Raw genomic sequence first — 19,867 nt, forward strand, 5'->3', positions numbered from 1 at the left:
GGCCGACCCGGCACTGCAGTACGGGACGACCATAATGAGGACCTCACCCACTCCACTGGAGGTGCCGTGACCGGTTTCGGTCCCCTGAGCTCCGGGCTCCGCGCTCTGCGACCCACCGCCTTCGGCGTGGATCCCAGCGGGGAGCGCCTGGCGCGCATCCGCAGATCACCGCACTTCGCGGACGGCGCCTTCGTGAACCCGGAGGGCACCCGGACCCGCCCCTCCGGCGGCTCCGCTCTGGAGCTGGCGAAGATGTACTTCCGCAAGGAGGACCGCGCCCGCCGCGCCCCGGCCGGCCCGATCCCCGTGCACCCGACGACCTACGCCGACCTGACCAAGCCCCCGGCGAGCGGGCTGCGGCTCACCTGGATGGGTCACTCCAGCGTCCTCGCGGAGATCGACGGGCACCGGGTGCTGTTCGACCCGGTGTGGGGGCAGCGCTGTTCGCCGTTCGACTTCGCCGGACCCAAGAGGCTGCACCCGGTGCCGCTGCCGCTGGCCGCGCTCGGCCCCGTCGATGTCGTCGTCATCTCGCACGACCACTACGACCACCTCGACCTGCCCACCATCAAGGCCCTGGCCGGCACGGACACCGTTTTTGCGATACCCCTCGGCGTCGGCGCCCACCTGGAGCACTGGGGCGTGTCCGCGGACCGGCTGCGCGAACTGGACTGGCACGAGTCCACGCGGGTGGGCGGCCTCACGCTGACCGCCACCCCGGCCCGTCACTTCTGCGGCCGCGGCCTGCGCAACGGGCAGCACACGCTGTGGGCGTCGTGGACCGTGGCGGGCGACGAGCACCGCGTCTACCACAGCGGCGACACCGGCTACTTCGAGGGCTTCAAGGACATCGGGGCGGCACACGGCCCCTTCGACGCCACGATGATCCAGATCGGCGCGTACTCCGACTTCTGGCCGGACATCCACATGACCCCCGAGGAGGGCACGCGCGCCCACCTCGACCTCCAGGGCGGCGAGCCGCACGGTGTGCTGCTCCCCATCCACTGGGCCACCTTCAACCTCGCCCCACACGCGTGGGCGGAGCCCGGCGAGTGGACGAAGGCCGCGGCCGGCGCAGTCGGGCAGGCGGTCGCAGTCCCGGTTCCGGGCCAGCCGTTCGAGCCTGCCGGCAACGTCCCTACGCACCCCTGGTGGCGGGATGTGTCCCCGCCGCTGCACCGCAAGTGGCCCGTTCCGGAGGTCACTTCGGCGGCATCTCGTGACGACCTCGACCTTGTGGGCGAGGGCTGACCGTGGACGAACCCGGGCGTGTGACGGGAGTCCGTCCTTCAGGCCGACCTGCACGAGCCGCCCGACTCAGCGGTTGAACGTCAGGAGCGGCACCGCGTTGCGGGCCAGTGCGTGGGCCTGGTCCGGCCACCAGGCGCCGGCGGGAGGGTCGACGATGCCGTACTCGGGGTCGATCGTGCCGCCGGTGTTGCGCGTGCAGCTGCCGTCGGACTCACCGGGGATCTTTATCCATAGGTAGGCGTCGACGAGTGGGACGCCGGTGTCGGCGGTGGGGCGCGGGCCGAGACCGCGGCCGGGCGCGTTGCACCAGGTCTCGGCGTCCCCGCTGTACTTGCCCGGCGCCGGGGTCCAGGCGCCCCGACCGTTGCGGCTGGTGTCGATCACGAAGTGATGCAGCTCGTCGGCCGGCGGGGTGCCCACGTTCTGGTCGAACCAGGCGTCGGTCCACCGCCAAGTGGTGGGGTCCGCGGGGGAGACGGCGTTGCCCGGGGCGCCGTCGTTGGGGGCTGCCGACGAGTAGTACTGGCTGGCGCACCAGTCCGTGTGGCCGCGTGCCTGCTCGGGTCCCTCGGTGGCGAACCAGATGCACTTGGCGACCCAGGTGCCGTACCTGGCGTTATGGTCGGTGGGGTGGTTGTTGGACACGTTCAGGGAGAAGCCGTCGCCGTACTGGACTCCGGCGTCCTGCAGTCGCTGCGCGATGTCCCCGACGGATCGCCACTGGACGTTGCCGGCGTCCAGGTAGACCGTGGTGCGGGGCCGGGCCTTCAGGGTCTTCACGGCGTATGCGAGGTCGGCGATGCGGGCGGCCGTGAGTTCGCCGGTCGGGTCGGTGGTGGGCCCGCAGTCCTTGGGAAGGTTGGCCACGCCGTCGGGTTCGACGACGACCACCGCCTTGTCGTCGCCGACGCCGGCGGCGAAGGCGTCGATCCACTTGCGGTAGGCGGCGGAGGATGCGGCTCCGCCGCTGGAGTACTGGGAGCAGTCCCGGCCGGGTATGTCGTAAGCCACCAGGACGGGGGTCCGGTCCACGGCCCGCGCCCGGCGGACAAGCCTGTTCACCTTGACGCGGACCTCGTCGGGTGCGCCCTCGGTGAACCATTCGGCCTGCGGCCAGCTCGCGAGTCTGGCCATGTTCGCGGCGTTCTCGATGTCTCCGTTCGCGAAGTCGACGAGGGCCTGTTTCGCGGCCTTGCTGTGCGGGTCCACGTAGAACTTCGTGGCCGGGGTGATCACGTCCTGCGCGGGTGTGGCCTGCGCCTGCGTCGTGGTGAGGGCGGCGCAGGCGCTGAGCGCCGTTATGACGGCAGCGGCCCGGCGTCGTGGGCTGCGTGGTTTCATGGCTGCTCCGGGGGGGTGTGATGGGGGAGCGTCTGCCGCCGAGGCGAGCTGTCGACCGCTTCTGCGCAAGGCGGTGAGCGGCGGACCCGGCCGGGCTGACTGCGGCGGTGCCCGTGCCCCGGTCGCGGGGCAGGGACGTACCGGGCCACGGCGGTCCGGGGTCAGTAGCCGTAGATCATCTTGTAGGCGACTTCGGGGAGAAACTGACCGGCCGAGGAGCCCGATCCGACGCCGCAGTTGCCGTCGGACTCGCCCGGGGTCTTGATCCACAGGAGCATCTCGGCGCCTCCGCCCTTCTGGGTGGGGGTGCCGATGCGGCGGCCCGGGGGGTTGCACCACTGGCCGTTGGAGCCGTTGCCGTTGCGGCTGGTGTCCACGACGAACGGCTTGGTGTAGCCGTAGCGCGCGCCCAGTTCGCTGTTGACGGCGTTGCCGTAGGCGATGTTCTCGGCCGTTGTGTAGTAGTTGGAGATGTTGAGCGAGAAGCCGTGGGCCTGTCGGAGGCCGGCATCGTTGAGGCGCTGGGCCATGGTCGCGGGGCTCGCCCAGTTCGGGTTGCCGGCGTCCAGATAGACCCAGGTGTTGGGCGCCTGGCGGTTGAACTGCGTGAGGGCGCCGGTGATCATGCCTTGGCGTTCGGCGATCTGAGCCTGGGTCATGCAGCCGTAGTCCGCGAGGGAGTCCGGCTCGAGGAGCACGATGGCCGGGCGGCCCGCGACACCCCCGGCGAACTGGGCGATCCAGCTCGCGTAGGCGGACGGCGATGCGGCTCCGCCGGCGGAGTGCCCGCCGCAGTAGTCGCGGTTGTAGATGTTGTACGCGACGAGGATGGGCAGCCTGTCCTGACTGTCCGCCGCGCCCACGTACGCACCGGTGGCGGTGCCGATGGTGCCGCTCCAGGAGCCGAACCAGTGTGCCATCGGAGTGTTGGCGATGGCGGCGTTTATCGCGGACGTCCGGCCGTCGCCGGGGTTGGCGGCGGTCCACCGCTTCACGCTGGAGTCGGGGTCCACGTAGAACCCGCTGGTCATGGTGGTCGGGTCGGCAGCGTGGGCGGAGGGCGCGACGGCGAGCGCCAGCGGCAGAGCGGAGAACGCTGCCACGAGGGCGCGGAGTCTGCGGCGCATGACTGAACCTCGCTTTCCTGGCAGGGGTGCGTCGCACGCTCTCGTCCCGAGCGTGCGACCGAGCTGAGGAAGTGCGGTGGTACGAGCGAGCCCCCGTGGGGCCGACGGGCTGCGGCGGGGACGCGCCCCCGAAGGACCGGAGGCCGGCCCCTGGGAGCGCTCCCATCGGAAGCGCTCCCAGGGGACTGAGAGCTGTTGGGTGTGGCCGGTATCGTGTTGCGCTCTGGGAAAGCTGTCAAGAGGCGCTGCACAACCTGCACTTCTGATGGCGCTGCGCGAGGGCTGTCCGCCGGCCGGTGGGTCACAGGGCGCGGAGATGCCGGAACCGCCGTGCGGCCAGGGCCGTCTCGTGGCCGCGATCGCCGACCGCCCGGCTCAGCGCGCCGTGCGGTTGTGCCCTGCCGGCCCGCCGGTGGGTACGGCGGCTGTGCTGGAACGCAACGAGATCGGGGGGGTCAACAGGATGTGCCGAGGCGGTGTGTCCGGCGCGGCGATGCGTTCCACGAGCAGGGAAACGGCCTTCTCGCCCATTTCCAGAGCCGGTACGTCCGCTGCCGTGAGCGGCGGACGGAAGTCCTCGGCCCACGTCCTGGCCACCACACCGGTGATGGAGAAGTCGTACGGCACTTCGAGGCCGGCGTCCGCCAGCGCACGTTGGATGCCCGGCAGGGCGGCCTCGTTGATGGTGGTGACGGCGGTGACGTCCGGATGGCTGCGCAGAAGCGCCTCGGCGCATTCCTGACCGGAGCGGGCGTCATCCCCGCACGGCACTTCGACGCCCTCGAGGCCGCGTTCCGCCACGGCCGCTTCGAAGCCCTCCCGGGCCCTGTGCGCGGGGCCGTAGCCGGCCGAGACGAGTTCCGGGGAACGAGTGACCAGAGCCACCCGGCGGTGCCCGAGATCGGCGAGGTGCCGCACGCAGTGCTGGACCAGGCCGGCGTAATCGACATCGATCCAGGGCATCTGGTGGTCGCCGGCCGTGTGCCCGATCCCGACGAAGGGCACCCCGGCTTCCTGGAGGCGCCCCGCGCGAGGGTCCTCCAGGCGTATCTCCATCAGAATGACGCCGTCCACGCGGTTCTCCGAGACCAACCGCTCGAAGGACCGCTCGTGCTCCCCGCCGGAAGGAGACAGCAGCACGTCCAGGTCGACCCGGGCGGCGGCGTCGACCACGCTGGCGACGAAGTCCAGCTGCATGTGTGTGAGCCTGTTGCCGGCCGGCGGGATGACGAGACCGATGGTCCGGGTCCGGCCCTCCTTGAGGGCCCTCGCGGTCGCGTTGGGGCGATATCCCAATTCGTCGATCACGTCTTGGATACGTCTGCGCGTGCCGGCGGCGACGGGGCGTTTGCCGCTGAGCGCGTACGACACCGTGCTGCGCGACACCCCCGCGCGCCGGGCGATCTCCCCGATGTTCATGAAGCTCCTCAAGGCCGCACTCAGGCCGCAAGGATACTGAGGGGTGGTGGAGGTGCCGTTCGGTCCCGCCACACTCCGGCACGACCGACCTGAGCAACGGCATCGCCGACCGCCCGGTTCGGGAACGCCAGGGCGTGCGGATCGTCGACAACTCGGCATGATGGTCGTCGGCGGCGGAGCCGTGGCGGTGCCCAGCCGCGCCACGTAGGTGGCTGCGCAGTGGCGGGCCGGGCGGACGGAGGATGCCCAGGGGGGCGTGGGTCCGCGAGGAACCGCGTGAGGCTGCCGGAACCGCCGTGCGTTCCGCGTCTCACGTACTGCCGGAAGGCGCGGAACGAATCGATTCCACGCAAGCGCTTCGACGGGATGCTACGACCGGCTGTGCGTGGAGGCAATGGCGTGCCGCGAGGCGAATGCCGAGCCGACGCGCGAGCCGAGGCTCCGTCACCTGAACCAGTGCCCTGCGAACCGGCCGTCCGGCGTTCCGGTTCGGCAGCTTCGTCCCTTCTCCCCGGCATGACGGCGGATCACCCGGATGAGTTCGGCCCGGTTGTCGCAGGGTCGTGCGGACCGCCATGCCGACGCAACGGGCGGTGACGCCGCCGTCCGCCTGCCGCCACGCCGCAACTCTCCGAGCGTGCCGAGAGCTTCCGAACCGCAGGAATCAGCCTTCGAATCGATTCCGCGACAACGTTCGCAGCAGTGGGCTCCGATCCCTTGACAGCCCGGCGAAACCGGGGGCACCGTCTCCCCCCGAAACCTCTCTGCAATCTCGCTGCGAAGCGGCACCTTCAAGCGCTTCCGGATGGTCAGCGCCACCAACACGGCCCGGTCGGGTTGCGTCGGCACGGTAGGGAGACCGGCAGCAACCTGGAATTCACCACACGCTGACCGGCTCGCCGCCCCGTTCACCCCACCCACTGTCCCGCACCAGTGAGGAACCCAGATGAAGAAGTACTCGGCACCCTTGGCCGCGGCGCTGGCGGCCGCGCTCGGCATTGGCTGTGCACTGCCCGCGGCGGCCGGCGCCGGCACCGAGGCGCCGCCCTCCGCCGTGCGGGCCGCCGCGCCCGCCCTCTTGCGGCTGATGCCGTTGGGCGACTCGATCACCTGGGGCGTCGGCAGCCCGTCCGGAAACGGCTACCGGGGCTTTTTGTGGAACCAGCTGTCGGCCGAGGGACACGCCCTGGACTTCGTCGGGTCGGGGCGCAACGGCACCATGTCCGACCTGGACAACGAAGGCCACTCCGGCTGGCGGATCGACCAGATCGCCGGCATCGCGGACGGCGTGCTGGCCCGTTACCGGCCGAACGTGGTCACCCTGGAGATCGGTACCAACGACCTGAACGGCAGCTACCAGGTCCCGACCGCCACCGACCGGCTCCGTGCGCTCATCGACCAGATCACGCAAGACGCCCCCGACGCGACCGTCCTCGTCGGCACCCTGATCATCTCCACCAGCGGCACCGAGGAGGCCAACCGGCCCGCGTTCAACGCCAAGCTCCCGGGAATCGTGCAGGCCGAGCAGGCTGCCGGCAAGCACGTGCGCCTGGTGGACATGAGCGCTCTGACCACCGCGGACCTGTCCGACTCCCTGCACCCGAACGACAACGGCTACCGCAAGATGGCGGACGCCTTCAACGCCGGGGTCCAGGCCGCAGACGCGGCAGGCTGGATCAAGCCGCCGGTTTCCGTCGGCGGGCAGGTGCGCTCCGGAGTCGCGGGCAAGTGCCTGGACGTGAACGGCGGCAACAGCGCGGGCGGGACCGCCGCGGACATCTGGGCCTGCAACAGCTCCGATGCGCAGCAGTGGTCCGCGCACTCCGACGGCACCCTGCGGGCACTCGGCAAGTGCCTCGACGCCACCGGCCGCGGTACCGCCAACGGCACCAAGATCGAGATCTGGGACTGCAACGGCGGCACCAACCAGCAATGGCAGCCGTACAACGGCGGTTACCGCAACCCGGTCTCGGGCCGCTGCCTCGACGACCCCAACGCGTCCACCACAGACGGTACGCAACTGATCCTGTGGGACTGCAACGGCGGCACCAACCAGCAGTGGACCACTCTGCCGGTCTCCTGAGCCGTGACCCGACTCCACCGCGGCACCGTCCTGTGATCGGTGCCCCACCCCCCACACAAGGAGGATGATCCTTCATGCCCGGGCGCAACGAGCAGCTCCGCCTCCGCAAGGCCCTGGCCTTGGCCACCGGACTGACAGCCGGCACGTTACTGGCTCTGACCGGGACGGCATCCCCCGCCGCCCATGCCGCTTCCGGCACGCTGGGCGCGGCCGCGGCCGGCAGCGGCCGCTATTTCGGCACGGCCGTGGCTGCCGGGAAGCTCGGCGACTCGACGTACTCCACGATTCTCGACCGGGAGTTCAACATGATCACCCCGGAGAACGAGATGAAGTGGGACACCACCGAACCCTCCCGCGGCACCTTCAACTTCGGCCCGGCCGACCAGATCGTCGGCCACGCCACCGCGCACGGGCAGCGGATGCGCGGCCACACCCTGGTGTGGCACTCGCAGCTGCCCGGCTGGGTCAGCTCCATCACCGACCCGAACACGCTGCGCAGCGTGATGAACAACCACATCACCACGGAGATGAGCCACTTCAAAGGCAGGATCTACGCCTGGGACGTGGTCAACGAAGCCTTCGCCGACGGCTCTTCACAGCACCGCAGCTCGGTCTTCCAGAACGTGCTGGGCAACGGCTTCATCGAGGAGGCCTTCCGCACCGCCCGGGCCGCCGATCCCTCGGCCAAGCTCTGCTACAACGACTACAACATCGAGAACTGGACCGACGCGAAGACCCAGGGCGTCTACAACATGGTGCGCGACTTCAAGTCGCGCGGTGTGCCCATCGACTGCGTCGGCTTCCAGAGCCACTTCGGCGCCGGCGGACCGCCGTCGAGCTTCCGGACCACCCTGGCCAACTTCGCCGCCCTCGGCGTGGACGTCCAGATCACCGAACTCGACATCGCCCAGGCGTCGCCGACGGCCTACGGCAACACCGTCCAGGTGTGCATGAACGTCGCCCGATGCACCGGCATCACCGTGTGGGGGATCAGGGACAGCGACTCGTGGCGAACGGGGGAGAACCCGCTGCTGTTCGACGGGGGTGGCAACAAGAAGCCGGCCTACGACGCGGTCCTGTCCGCGCTGGGCGGCAGTAAGGGTGACTCGGGAGGCATCGTCCCGGGCGCGGTGTATTCGCTGGGCAATGCCGCTGTGGGCCGGGTGCTGGACGTCCCGGCTGGACAGACGGGGAACGGCACGCCTTTGCAGGTCTGGGACGCCAACGGAGGTGCTGCGAACCAGCAGTGGCGGGCGAATCAGAACAGTGATGGCTCGTACACGCTGACCAATGTCGGTAGCGGACGGGTTCTGGACGAGCCGGGCGGTCAGACGGGCAACGGCACGCGGATGGAGATCTGGGACACCAACGGCGGTGCGAACCAGCACTGGCGGGCGAGCCGGAACGGGGACGGCTCCTACACGTTGACCAACGTCGCTTCCGGCCGGGCGCTGGAGGTTCCCGCCGGACAGAGCGCCAACGGGACGCCCGTCCAGGTCTGGGACTCCAACGGCGGCGCCAACCAGCACTGGAACCTCAGGTGAGGTGACAGGCACCCGGCGCACGCTCCTGCCCCGGATCGCCTCCGAGTAGCCGAACGAACACCCGCGCCCGGCACGGCGGCCGTCGCCGGACGCGGGTTCCGGCGTGCTGTCGTGACGGACCGACCAGGGTAAAACATGGGATGGATCGGAGGCTGATTCGGCGAGTCAAGTCTATTGACAGCCTGTCAGGCGTATGGGATCACTATGGGACATGGGATGTCTGAGGGTTCTCTGTGGGTCTCCCGAGCGCTCTGACGGGAGGGTCGACGCTCGTTCGGAACCCCTTCGGGCAGGCACGGCACTCTCCGCCCCCTTCCCCTACGAATTCAAGGAACAGAATGCAGCCTTCATCTGTTTCGCCCCGTAGTCCCGCGGCCCGGAGACCCTGCTTACCGGCGGCCGCCGCCGTTTGCGTGACGGCACTCCTGGCCGTGATGCTGGCGACCGCCCCGACATGGTCGGCACCGGCGCCGGCGGCCCCCTTGGTGAGTTCGGCGTCGGGGCGGTGCCTGGACGTCAAGGGCAACGTCGACACGTCGGGCACGGCGTTGGAGATCTGGGACTGCAACGACCAGCCCAATCAGGCGTTCGAGTTCACGTCGGCGGGCGAGCTGAGGACGATGAACGGGACCCGGTGCGTGGACGCCTACGACAACCGGACGGCTCCCGGGGCCCCGGTGGTCATCCGGCCGTGCGACGGGCGGCCGACCCAGGTGTGGCGGCAGAACTCCGACGGGTCCGTCACCGGTGTCGCATCCGGATTCTGCATGGACGTCGACGGGGCGGCCACGGCCAACGGCACCGCGGTCATCCTGTGGACCTGCAACGGCCAGAGCAACCAGAAGTGGAGCACGCCGGCACCTCCGCCTCCGCCCAGCGGATCGGGCCCGTGCGATCTCTACGCCGCGGGCGGTACGCCGTGCGTGGCCGCGCACAGCACGGTGCGGGCGCTCTACCGTTCGTACAACGGTTCCCTCTACCAGGTCAGGCGCTCCTCGGACAACGCGACCCGGGACATCGGCTTGCTGGCGCCCGGCGGCTTCGCGGACGCGGCGGCCCAGGACTCGTTCTGCGCGGGCACCTCGTGCGTGATCACGGTCGTCCGCGACCAGTCCGGGCACGGCAACGACCTGTGGTACCAGGGATCGGCCCAGGTCCCGGGATCGAGTCAGAGCAGCCCCGCGAAGGCGACCTCCGAGTCGCTGACCGCCGGGGGCACCAAGGTGTACTCGCTCTACATCAACCCCGGGAACAGCTACTGGCGGGACGGCCACCTGACGGGCGTGCCGACCGGTGCCGCACCCGAAGGGGCGTACATGGTGACCAGCGGCACCCACGTCAACAACGGCTGCTGCTTCGACTACGGCAACAGCGAGACGACCCGGAAAGCCGACGCCGCCGGGGCGATGGACGCGATCAACTTCGGCACCCAGTGCTGGTTCGGCGGCTGCTCGGGAAGCGGTCCTTGGGTGCAGGCCGATCTCGAATGGGGCCTGTACTCCGGCGGCAGCCAGTCGTGGAACACCAACCAGCGGGCGTTTCCGAACAGGTTCGTCACCGCGATGCTGAAGAACAACGGGACGTCGAGGTTCGCACTCAAGGGCGGCAACGCGCAGTCCGGCGGCCTGACAACCCTCTGGGACGGCGGGCTCCCCGGCGGATACAGCCCCATGAAGAAGCAGGGAGCCATCGTCCTGGGCAGCGGCGGCGACTGCTGCAAGCCCGGCGGCGGCGCCAACCTGAGCGCCGGCACCTTCTACGAAGGAGCCGTCGTCGCCGGCTACCCCTCCCATGCGACCGACAACGCGGTGCAGGCCAACGTCACTGCCGTCGGCTACCGCTGAGCTCCCTTCAGCACTGCGGGAGGCGGTGGTCCTCCGCAGGTGCCGAAGGACCGCGACGCCAGCTGTCCCCCGTCCTGCGCGTGCTCTTTCACACCTAGGCCCAGGAGTCGATGACCCATGCCCATGACCACTGCGAGAGCCGGGGGACTTCGTCCGCTGCCCCCGCTGCAGTCCCTGCGCCGGATCTTGGCGCTCATGTTCTCGGCCGTGCTGTTCGCCGTGACCGTCCCCCTCCTCTCCCTCGGCACGGCGCAGCCCGCCGCCGCGCTCGGCAACGGGCTCGCGTTGACCCCGCAGATGGGATTCAACGACTGGAACGCGTACGGCTGCAATGTCTCCGAGTCGCTGATCAAATCCACCGCGCAGGCGATGCACACCAACGGCATGCAGGCGGCGGGCTACTCGTACGTCAACATCGACGACTGCTGGATGACCCACAGTCGCGATTCCGGCGGTCATCTGGTGCCGGACCCGGCCAAGTTCCCCGACGGCATCAAGGGCACCGCGGACTACGTGCACTCGCTCGGGCTGAAGCTGGGGATCTACGAGGACGCGGGCACCGCGACCTGCGCGGGATACCCGGGCAGCCTGGGGCATGAGACCACGGACGCGCAGTCGTTCGCATCCTGGGGCGTGGACTACCTGAAGTACGACAACTGCAACAACACCGGCGTGCCCGCGCGGACCCGGTACACCGCGATGCGGGACGCCCTGGCGGCCACCGGCCGGCCCATCCTGTTCAGCCTGTGCAACTGGGGTCAGGAGAACGTGTGGACCTGGGGCGCGGACGTGGGCAACAGCTGGCGCACCACCGGGGACATCACCGCCGACTACTCCAGCATGCTGTCGATCTTCCACAGCAACGTGGGACTGGCCTCGTACGCCGGCCCCGGCCACTGGAACGACCCGGACATGCTGGAGGTCGGCAACGGCTCGCTGACGGCCACCGAGAGCCGCAGCGAGTTCAGTCTGTGGGCGGAGATGGCCGCGCCCCTGATCGCAGGCACCAACATCCCCTCGGCCAGTGCGAGCACCCTGTCCATCCTGACCAACTCCCGGGTGATCGCGGTCGACCAGGACCCCCTGGGCAAGCAGGGCACCATGGTCTCCTCCTCGGGCGGCCTGGACGTGCTCGCCAAGCCGCTGGCGGGCGGGGACGTGTCGGTGGCGCTGTTCAACGAGACCGGCTCGACGGCGACCATCAGCACCACCGCGGCCGCGATCGGGAAGACCGGGGCGTCCACTTATACCCTGACCGACCTGTGGTCGGGGGCGACCTCGACCACCTCGGGCACCATCAGCGCCTCGGTTCCGGCACACGGCACGGTGATGTACCGGGTCGCGGGCGGCACCAGCAGCGGCGGCGGTACCAGCGTGACCGGTGAGTTGCACGCGGTGGGCGCGGGCAAGTGCCTGGACGTACCGAACTCGACCACGACCGCAGGCGCCCAGGTGGAGATCTGGAGCTGCAACGGCGGGGCCAACCAGACATGGACGCATTCCACCTCCAACCAGCTCACCGTCTACTCCGGCAGCGCCCAGATGTGCCTGGACGCATACAACAACCAGGCCACCCCCGGGACGAAGGTGGAGATCTGGCCGTGCAACGGCCAGACCAACCAGCAATGGACGCTGAACGCCAACGGCACGATCACCGGGGTCCAGTCCGGCCTGTGCCTGGACGTCACGGGAGGGGCCACGGCTGACGGAGCCCTCGTCGAACTGTGGAACTGCAACGGCAGCAGCGGCCAGCAGTGGACGCTTGGATGAGTCCTTCGAAGGGTTCGGCTCGAATCCGTCACCGCCGCCGTCCTCCGGCAACCAGGAGATCGTCGGCCGGCAGTCGGGGCGCTGCCCCACCGGGCGGCACCGGCCTTTCAGAAGGTCTCGCAGGCCGGGACGCCACGTGGGGTCGGCCCGGTGCCCACCCACCGCTATGAACCGCACCACATCGACCGTCCGGGCAGCCTCCGAGGGGGCGAGCCGGAATCACTCACTCAAGGATGACGAGGTCTCCATGCGCAGACGAAGTTTCAGCCGCAGACGTCTGTCCGTGGCGCTCGCCACTGCGGTCGCGGCCCTGGTCACGTTGGCGGCGATGCTCGTCGCCAACCCGGCTCAGGCGGCCACCAGCGGCGCCTTGCGCGGTGTCGGTTCCGGCCGGTGTCTCGATGTGCCGAACGCCAACCAGACCGACGGCACGTACCTGCAGATCTGGGATTGCTCGGGCGGGACCAACCAGCAATGGACCTTGACGGACGGCAACCAGCTGACCGTGTACGGCAACAAGTGCCTGGATGTGCCGGGCCACGCCACCGCGGCCGGTACCCGGGTGCAGATCTGGTCCTGTAGCGGCGGTGCGAACCAGCAGTGGCGGGTGAACTCCGACGGCACGATCGTGGGCGTGGAGTCCGGGCTGTGCCTGGACGTCACGGGTGCCGGTACGGCCAACGGCACAGCGGTGGAGATCTGGACGTGCAACGGCGCCGGCAACCAGAAGTGGACCGGCCTGTCCGGGGCGGGCAGCACATGTTCTCTTCCGTCGACATACCGGTGGACGTCGACCGGTCCGTTGGCGCAGCCGGCGAACGGCTGGCTCTCGCTGAAGGACTTCACGACCGTGACGTACAACGGCAAGCACCTGGTCTACGCATCGAACGTGTCGGGATCGGGCTACGGCTCGATGATGTTCAGCCCCTTCACCAACTGGTCGGACATGGCGTCGGCCGGCCAGACCGGGATGAGCCAGTCCGCGGTGGCGCCCACGCTGTTCTACTTCGCGCCCAAGAACATCTGGGTCCTGGCGTCCCAGTGGGGTGCGTCGCCCTTCGTCTACCGCACGTCGAGCGATCCCACCAACCCCAACGGCTGGTCCGCGCCGCAGCCGCTGTTCACCGGCAGCATCCCCGGCTCCGCCCCGATCGACCAGACCCTGATCGGTGACGGCCAGAACATGTACCTGTTCTTCGCCGGTGACAACGGCAAGATCTACCGGGCGAGCATGCCGATCGGGAACTTCCCCGGCAACTTCGGCTCGTCGTACACGACGGTCATGAGCGACACGACGGTCAACCTGTTCGAGGCGCCGCAGGTCTACAAGGTCCAGGGCCAGAACCAGTACCTCATGATCGTCGAGGCGCGGGGTGCGAACGAGCAGCGCTACTTCCGCTCGTTCACGGCCTCCAGCCTGAGCGGTTCGTGGACCCCGCAGGCCGCCACCGAGAGCAACCCCTTCGCGGGCAAGGCCAACAGCGGCGCCACCTGGACCAACGACATCAGCCACGGTGACCTGGTCCGCAACAACCCCGACCAGACCATGACCATCGACCCCTGCAACCTGCAGTTCCTCTACCAGGGCAAGTCCCCCACCGCGGGCGGCCCCTACGACCAACTGCCGTGGCGGCCGGGTGTTCTCACCCTGCAGCACTGACCGCATCACCTCGAAGAACCCCAGCCCTGTGCCGGCTGGGGTTCCTCTCCTTTGTGCACGGGTGATCCTGTGACATGGCTGTGACTGGAGGAGTGGCTTCCGCCACAGCCCGGCCGGTGTGGTGCTGATGGGCTGGGTGGATGCGCAGAACCATCGTCGACGTCGCCGCCCTGAGCGCCCTCGCCGCGGCGGCGGCCGTCGTCCTGGCGGGTTGCGGTGCGGAGAAGGCCGACGCGCGCGGCGACGGAAGGACCCGGACCGGGGCCACCGGCGGTCCGGGAAGCGTCAGCGCCCAGCCGCTCTGCCCCTCCGACCGTCCCCGGTACGGCGCCGAGCCGTCCGACGAACCGGCCGCCACCGGGACCGGTCGTCCCTCGGGCACGCCGCTTCCCCTGCCCGGCGGTGAGGGCCCGGTCAAGGACGGCGTGCGGATCACCGGCCTGTTCGCCGGGGCGCGTGACCACCGCGGAGACTGCGATCTGCCGTCGTCGTTGTCCGCGGAGTTCGAGGTCACCAACCGCGGCACGGCGCCGGCGACGTACACGATCACGTTCAGGCTGCCGTCCGGCTCGGGTGGCCCGATCGACACCATCGAGAAGACCGTGCCGTCCGTGCGGCCCGGTCAGACCCTCGAGGGCACCGTCCCCGTGGGACACCTTCCCGCAGACCTGAAGAACGTGACCCGCGTGGAGGTCGCCAAGGTCCGCAGTGTCCCCGACGACGAAGCGCCCTCCGCGTCCGGACCCTGCCCCGCCTCGGGGATACGCCTGTACGCCGACGACGGTGACGCCGCCATGGGTCTGCGCGTCGTGGGCCTGCACCTGGAGAACTGCGGCACCGGCGTCTACCGGCTCAACGGCTACCCGCAGCTCCAGATCCAGGACGAGGATCACGGGCGCGTCGAGAGCGTGAGGATCGTCCACGGCGATGAGATCGCCTCCGGCACCGGAGCCGACGGCCCCCCTGAGCCGGTAGCCCTGCAGCCCGGGGAGCGCGCCTACGCGGGTCTCGTGTGGCGGAACACCATCGAAGGCGGAACTCCCGTGAACGCGCCGTACGTTCGCGTGTGGGCCAAGCCCGGCGCACGCCCGGTGACGGTGACCCCGGAACTCGACCTCGGCACCACCGGAAGGCTCGGTGTCGACCCGTGGAAGAAGGACACGGCATCGAGCTCCCCCGGCGCGCGGCCGTCCACCACGCCGTCCACGTCATGACGCCCACCTGTCCTCCGGCCGGCGACGGCGACGCCGGCGGGCGGACGGCGCCGTGCTCACCCGCCCGCCGGCTCCTGTTCAGGAGCGCGGACACTCCTTCCAGGCCATGTGGTACACGGTGCTGATGTCTCCGTCGGTCGAGTCCATGGTCATGAAGCTGACCTTGCCGGGCGCCGACGTGCCCGCGGTGACCCGCAGTTCGGTGTTGATGTTGAAGTTGCGCTGGACCCCGCAGGGCGCCCAGACGAGCTGCGCCCAGTCCGTGCTGTCGGTGGCCTGCCAGTTGTCGTTGTACGGGCCGTTGAAGGGGTGGCTGCGGTAGGCCGTGTTCGAGGAACCCTGGAAGTAGTACGAGGCCCGCTGGGTGCCGCTCGCGCCCTGCTGGAGCGAGGCGAAGCCGCGGTAGTCGGCGCTGGCGATGGCGTAGGTGAAGCCCTGCGGGACGTGCACGACCAGGTTGAGCTGGCAGTTCTTGCGGAAGGCGGTGGGGTCGGAACTCCCGCCGGCCTGGGCGAGGTAGTCGCTGTAGGTCACCGTGAAGGCGGTGTTGTCCTCCGAGACGGCGACGGCGGTGGTGCCCTGGGGGCAGCCGGAGCCGTTGACCGTGGCGATGTCGATGACGATCTTGTCCGGGGGCGGGTCGGTGAAGACGGGTGAGCCGTGCTGTGCCGGAATCGTGGTGGTGAGCAGAGCGGCGATGGCGCCGCTCAGGAGCAGTCCGCCGGCCATGGTTCTCCTTCGTTCGGTGGGGGGTGGGCGTACGCGAATGGTCATGAGCACGTCAAGAACACCCGCGCATGCTCCCGGACTGTGGAGAAATCATGGGTGAGCTGTGAAGGCCGGGAGCGCTCGCATCGTACGCAGTCGCCCATCGGGAGGCCAGGTCGATCCCCGGCCATTCGTCGACGGGACCACGCATGGCGGGTGTCGCGGCCAACGCCCACTCGCGCCGTGCCGGACCCTGTGCCGCCCCGCGTCGACGCCCCGCGCGTGCTGCGCCCGTGGCTTCAGCGGGGGCGCAGTTCCCCCGAGCCGCGGGGGATGAGCCGGGTGGGTATCTCCGTGGTTCGGGCCCGGGAGCGGTCGCCGTCCAGGCGGGTCAGCGCGATCGTCGCGGCCGCGGCGCCCATGGCCGCCGGGTCCTGGGCGACCACGGTGAGAGCGGGCTCGAGGACCTCGGCGAGTGGTATGTCGTCGAAGCCGACCAGCGCGACATCCTTGCGGTCGGCCCGGGCCAGTCCCAGCACGGCTCCCATGGACGCGAAGTTGTTCGCCGCGAACAGCGCCGTCGGCGGGTCGGCCAGGCTCAGCAGGCGCTCGGTGTCGGCCGCCGCCGACTCCATGTCGTGGCCGCCCGCCACCAGTGCTCTGTCGTACGGCAGTCCGGCTTCGGTGAGGGCGTCCCGGTAGCCCTGCAGACGCATGCGGCGGGTGTAGAGGTGGGTGGGCGAGTTGCCGATGAAGCCGATCCTGCGGTGGCCGTGCGCGATCAGGTGCGCGGTGCCTTCGCGTGCTCCCTGCCGGTTGGAGCTGAGCACGCTGTCCGCGGCCAGGCCGGTGCCGGGACGGTCGAGGAAGACCACCGGCAGCCCCGCGGAGCGCTCGGGCTTCAGATAGCCGTGGTCGGCTTTCACGATCGGCGACATGAGGAGGGCGCTGACCCGGCGGGCCAGGAACGTCCCGACCAGGGAGCGTTCGCGTTCGGCGTCCTGGGCGGAGGAGCCGACGAGGAGGGTGAGGCCCCGGCCGTGCGTCACCGACTCGATCCCGCTCACCACCGTGGCGAAGAATGGGTTGCTCATGTCAGGCACGATCAGCCCGATGGCGGTGTCGCTGCCGCCGAGGCGGATGTGCCGGGCCATGAGGTTGGGCCGGAAGCCCAGCCGCCGCACTGCCTCCATCACCCGCTCACGGGTCTCGGCGGCGACCGGCCCGTCATCGTTGAGCACCCGTGACACCGTCTTGGCGCTGACGCCGACCTGCTCCGCCACGTCGCTGAGCGTTGGCCGGCGTGCCACAGTCATGGTCGTATCCCCTCACATGAGGGCGGCGAGAGTGAGCCGTCCTGCTCCGCGCCACCCGTGGTGCTGTCAGTTCTCCGAGGGACCGGCCGCCCCCTGCGGCCTGCTCGTCGCCAATGACAGTACCCGTGCCGTCGTCCTCCGGCTGAAGCGCACCCGTCATGATCGGCGGACCTCGGACGTCGACTGGTCGTCCGGTTCGATCAGCTCCGTCCTGCGGCCGGCCGGTCAGCGCGGGGCAACGGACACTCCGGGTGACGATCCCGGGGGAGCCGTCCGGGCTTCCGGGGGAGCGGAAGACCCTCGGTTCGGCTGAATTTTCGATCCGCGTTCGAGTGGGGCGAGGGTCGGGGAGCGGGAAATTCCTCAGCGGCTCGCTTTTTGGATGCGACCACTCCTGACCAGCTCTGATCGCTTCGATGGCAAGCGGGAACGCGCGACCGACACGGTTATCGGTCTGTCGTACGACAGGTCATACCAGAGCGGGAAGCTCTCCGGATGACTTTGTCAACAGCCCACCCCGCGTGCCTCACGGACGACTACTCTGAGTGTCCGTCGGGCGACGCAGGGCCGGAACGTCGGCTCTGTCGACCGGCGCCGCGATGGCGCGTGCCCGAGTCGCGCAGACCCGCGGGAGCCCCACGCCCCCCGACGCACCCAGGACGAGGACGCCGATGTCTCACCTTCGCGCACCCGCCGCACGCGAAGACCGCCGCGAGGGCGGGCGGCACGGGCGGCCGGCCGCCCACGCGGTCCCTCCGCACCCCGAGATCCGGATACGGCCCCAACTGCGGCGTCTGGCCGTCCTGCCGCCCCTTGCCGTGGCCCTCTCCGCCTGCGCCGCTGTGCTCTTCGCGGTCCGTACCACCGGCGCACGCCCCACGCTCGCGCTCTGGGCCGTGCTCGCGGGCTCCCTCGGAGTCACCGTGGTGGGCATCCTGATCGCCGCCGTGGCCGCCGAACGCGCCGCCCGGTCCGTGACCGGCCGACTCGACGCGTTGCGCCGAGAGAGCGCCCGCGACGAGGCCGACCTGCGCGCCCTCGTGGAGGCGCTGCGCCGCGGTGAGACACCGCCCGTGCGTGCGCCGCGCGGCACACCCGCGGCCGACGCCGACGAGTTCGAACAGCTCGCCGCGGAGCTGGCACGCGCCCACGACGGCGCCGTCGCCGCGGTCGTCCAGGCGGCACAGCTCTCCAGCCGGGCGGACAGCGAACAGAAGCTCGAGGTGTTCCTGAACCTCGCACGGCGGTTGCAGTCGCTCGTGCACCGGGAGATCTCCATCCTGGACGAGCTGGAGAACGACATCGAGGACCCCGACCTGCTCAAGGGCCTCTTCCACATCGATCACCTCGCCACCCGCATCCGGCGCCACGCCGAGAACCTCGCCGTGCTCGGTGGCGCCGTCTCCCGCCGGCAGTGGAGCAACCCGGTCCCCATGACCGAGGTGCTGCGCTCCGCGACGGCCGAGGTCGAGCAGTACACGCGGGTCAGACTCGTGCCGCCGGTCGACGGCAGCCTGCGCGGACACGCCGTGGCCGACGTGATCCACCTGCTGGCCGAACTCGTCGAGAACGCCACGGTGTTCTCGCCGCCGCACACCCAGGTGGTGCTGCGTGCGAGCCTCGTCACCTCGGGGCTCGCCGTGGAGGTCGAGGACCGCGGGCTCGGCATGCCCCAGGCCGAGCAGAACAAGATGAACGCCCTGCTCGCCGACCCGGACCAGTTCAGCGTCGCCGGTCTCCTGGCGGACGGCCGCATCGGTCTGTTCGTGGTCTCCCAGCTCGCCCGCCGGCACGGCATCCACGTCCGGCTGCAGACCAACATCTACGGCGGTGTGCAGGCCGTGCTCGTCCTGCCGCGAGGGCTGCTCGGCCCGGCACCGGGCGCGGCCGCGACGATGACACCGGTTGCACCGCAGGGCACCGCGGTCCCCACGGGCGGCGGGAGTACCGCAGGCGCGGTCGGCCCCCGGGTCCCGGCGGCCGCGACCAGCCCGCGGGGCACGGCCAGCGCCGCCGACCCGTGGCCGACCGTCACCGCGGCCGACCCGTACACCACGGCCGTCGCGGCCTCGCCCCACACCCGTCCCACTCCCCATCCCACCGCCCCCGCGTCCGAACACCCCGTACCTCACGAACCGCGTCGGCCGGCACCCGACGGCCCCCCGGCCGACCCCGTCCGGAGCGCATTGCCCGTCCGCGTCACCCACGCACCACGGCCCACCCCCGCCGAGGCCCGGCCCGGTATCCGCCCCGCCGACCGCGCGACCCTCGCGGAGAACGCGACCAGACCGCCGGTGCCGCGCGTCGACGCGGCGAGCGCGGCCCTGAGCAGACCCTCGCTGCCCCGCCGCCGTGCCCAGGAACACCTCGCGCCACAGCTCCGCGGCGGCCCCACCGCGCCCGTCCACCAGGACGCCGACCGGTACACCGGCCACGACCCGGGCCTGATGGCCGCGTTCCGTCGGGGCATCGGCCTCGCGGAAGCCCTCCGTGAGTCGACCCCGGCCGAGCATGACCTGACAGACCGCCACGACGGGAGCAGTACGGCCGGATGACCGCCCCGACCCCACCCGCTCCCGCAGACCCGCGT

The 19,867-nt window shown here is 70.3% G+C and carries 12 protein-coding genes and 1 pseudogene; 8 read left to right on the forward strand and 5 right to left on the reverse strand.

Annotated features, from left to right (window positions below; translation table 11 throughout):
- The first annotated feature begins 66 nt into the window (after positions 1–66).
- Positions 67–1,251, forward strand: coding sequence for an MBL fold metallo-hydrolase (locus ACFYZE_RS08110; protein ID WP_388990064.1), 1,185 nt, complete (start codon positions 67–69; stop codon positions 1,249–1,251).
- A gap of 66 nt (positions 1,252–1,317) precedes the next feature.
- On the opposite strand, the gene ACFYZE_RS08115 is transcribed toward ACFYZE_RS08110, so the two are convergent.
- From ACFYZE_RS08115 to ACFYZE_RS08125, 3 genes are all read right to left on the reverse strand, one after another.
- Complete coding sequence (locus tag ACFYZE_RS08115) at positions 1,318–2,592, reverse strand: glycoside hydrolase family 6 protein (RefSeq protein WP_388990066.1); 1,275 nt, start codon at positions 2,590–2,592, stop codon at positions 1,318–1,320.
- Between the two features lie 161 nt (positions 2,593–2,753).
- The gene (locus tag ACFYZE_RS08120) at positions 2,754–3,719 is read right to left on the reverse strand and encodes a glycoside hydrolase family 6 protein (protein ID WP_388990068.1); all 966 of its coding nucleotides are present in this window, start codon (positions 3,717–3,719) and stop codon (positions 2,754–2,756) included.
- Positions 3,720–4,094: 375 nt separating this feature from the next.
- Positions 4,095–5,138 carry a LacI family DNA-binding transcriptional regulator gene (locus ACFYZE_RS08125; RefSeq protein ID WP_388990070.1) on the reverse strand — a complete coding sequence of 348 codons (1,044 nt, stop codon included), beginning with the start codon at positions 5,136–5,138 and terminating at the stop codon, positions 4,095–4,097.
- A 946-nt stretch (positions 5,139–6,084) separates the two neighbouring features.
- On the opposite strand from ACFYZE_RS08125, the gene ACFYZE_RS08130 reads away from it, so the two are divergent.
- The 6 genes and pseudogenes from ACFYZE_RS08130 (at position 6,085) to ACFYZE_RS08155 (ending at position 15,253) form a co-directional block, all read left to right on the forward strand.
- Positions 6,085–7,221 (forward strand): ricin-type beta-trefoil lectin domain protein, encoded by a 1,137-nt coding sequence (locus ACFYZE_RS08130; RefSeq protein ID WP_388990072.1) that lies wholly within the window; start codon positions 6,085–6,087, stop codon positions 7,219–7,221.
- 74 nt (positions 7,222–7,295) lie between these two features.
- Positions 7,296–8,762, forward strand: a pseudogene (locus ACFYZE_RS08135) (endo-1,4-beta-xylanase); the annotation flags it as partial.
- Positions 8,763–9,199: 437 nt separating this feature from the next.
- On the forward strand, positions 9,200–10,609 hold the full coding sequence (locus tag ACFYZE_RS08140; RefSeq protein ID WP_388990575.1) for an arabinofuranosidase catalytic domain-containing protein: 1,410 nt from the start codon (positions 9,200–9,202) through the stop codon (positions 10,607–10,609).
- Positions 10,610–10,732: 123 nt separating this feature from the next.
- Positions 10,733–12,379: a glycoside hydrolase family 27 protein gene (locus tag ACFYZE_RS08145; RefSeq protein ID WP_388990074.1), complete on the forward strand. Its 1,647-nt coding sequence runs from the start codon at positions 10,733–10,735 to the stop codon at positions 12,377–12,379.
- Positions 12,380–12,626: 247 nt separating this feature from the next.
- Positions 12,627–14,039, forward strand: coding sequence for a non-reducing end alpha-L-arabinofuranosidase family hydrolase (locus tag ACFYZE_RS08150; RefSeq protein ID WP_388990076.1), 1,413 nt, complete (start codon positions 12,627–12,629; stop codon positions 14,037–14,039).
- Between the two features lie 140 nt (positions 14,040–14,179).
- Positions 14,180–15,253, forward strand: coding sequence for a DUF4232 domain-containing protein (locus ACFYZE_RS08155; protein ID WP_388990078.1), 1,074 nt, complete (start codon positions 14,180–14,182; stop codon positions 15,251–15,253).
- 78 nt (positions 15,254–15,331) lie between these two features.
- Here the strand turns inward: ACFYZE_RS08155 and ACFYZE_RS08160 are convergent, their stop codons facing one another.
- Both ACFYZE_RS08160 and ACFYZE_RS08165 read right to left on the reverse strand, forming a co-directional pair.
- A complete protein-coding gene (locus tag ACFYZE_RS08160; RefSeq protein WP_388990080.1) occupies positions 15,332–15,982 on the reverse strand; it encodes a DUF4360 domain-containing protein in 651 nt (216 codons plus the stop codon).
- Between the two features lie 278 nt (positions 15,983–16,260).
- On the reverse strand, positions 16,261–17,277 hold the full coding sequence (locus ACFYZE_RS08165) for a LacI family DNA-binding transcriptional regulator (RefSeq protein WP_388990082.1): 1,017 nt from the start codon (positions 17,275–17,277) through the stop codon (positions 16,261–16,263).
- Positions 17,278–17,948: 671 nt separating this feature from the next.
- On the opposite strand from ACFYZE_RS08165, the gene ACFYZE_RS08170 reads away from it, so the two are divergent.
- Positions 17,949–19,832, forward strand: a complete 1,884-nt coding sequence (locus ACFYZE_RS08170) for an ATP-binding protein (protein ID WP_388990084.1) — start codon at positions 17,949–17,951, stop codon at positions 19,830–19,832.
- The last annotated feature ends 35 nt before the right edge of the window (positions 19,833–19,867 follow it).

Source organism: Streptomyces sp. NPDC001796 (genome assembly GCF_042892355.1).
Lineage (GTDB): Bacteria > Actinomycetota > Actinomycetes > Streptomycetales > Streptomycetaceae > Streptomyces.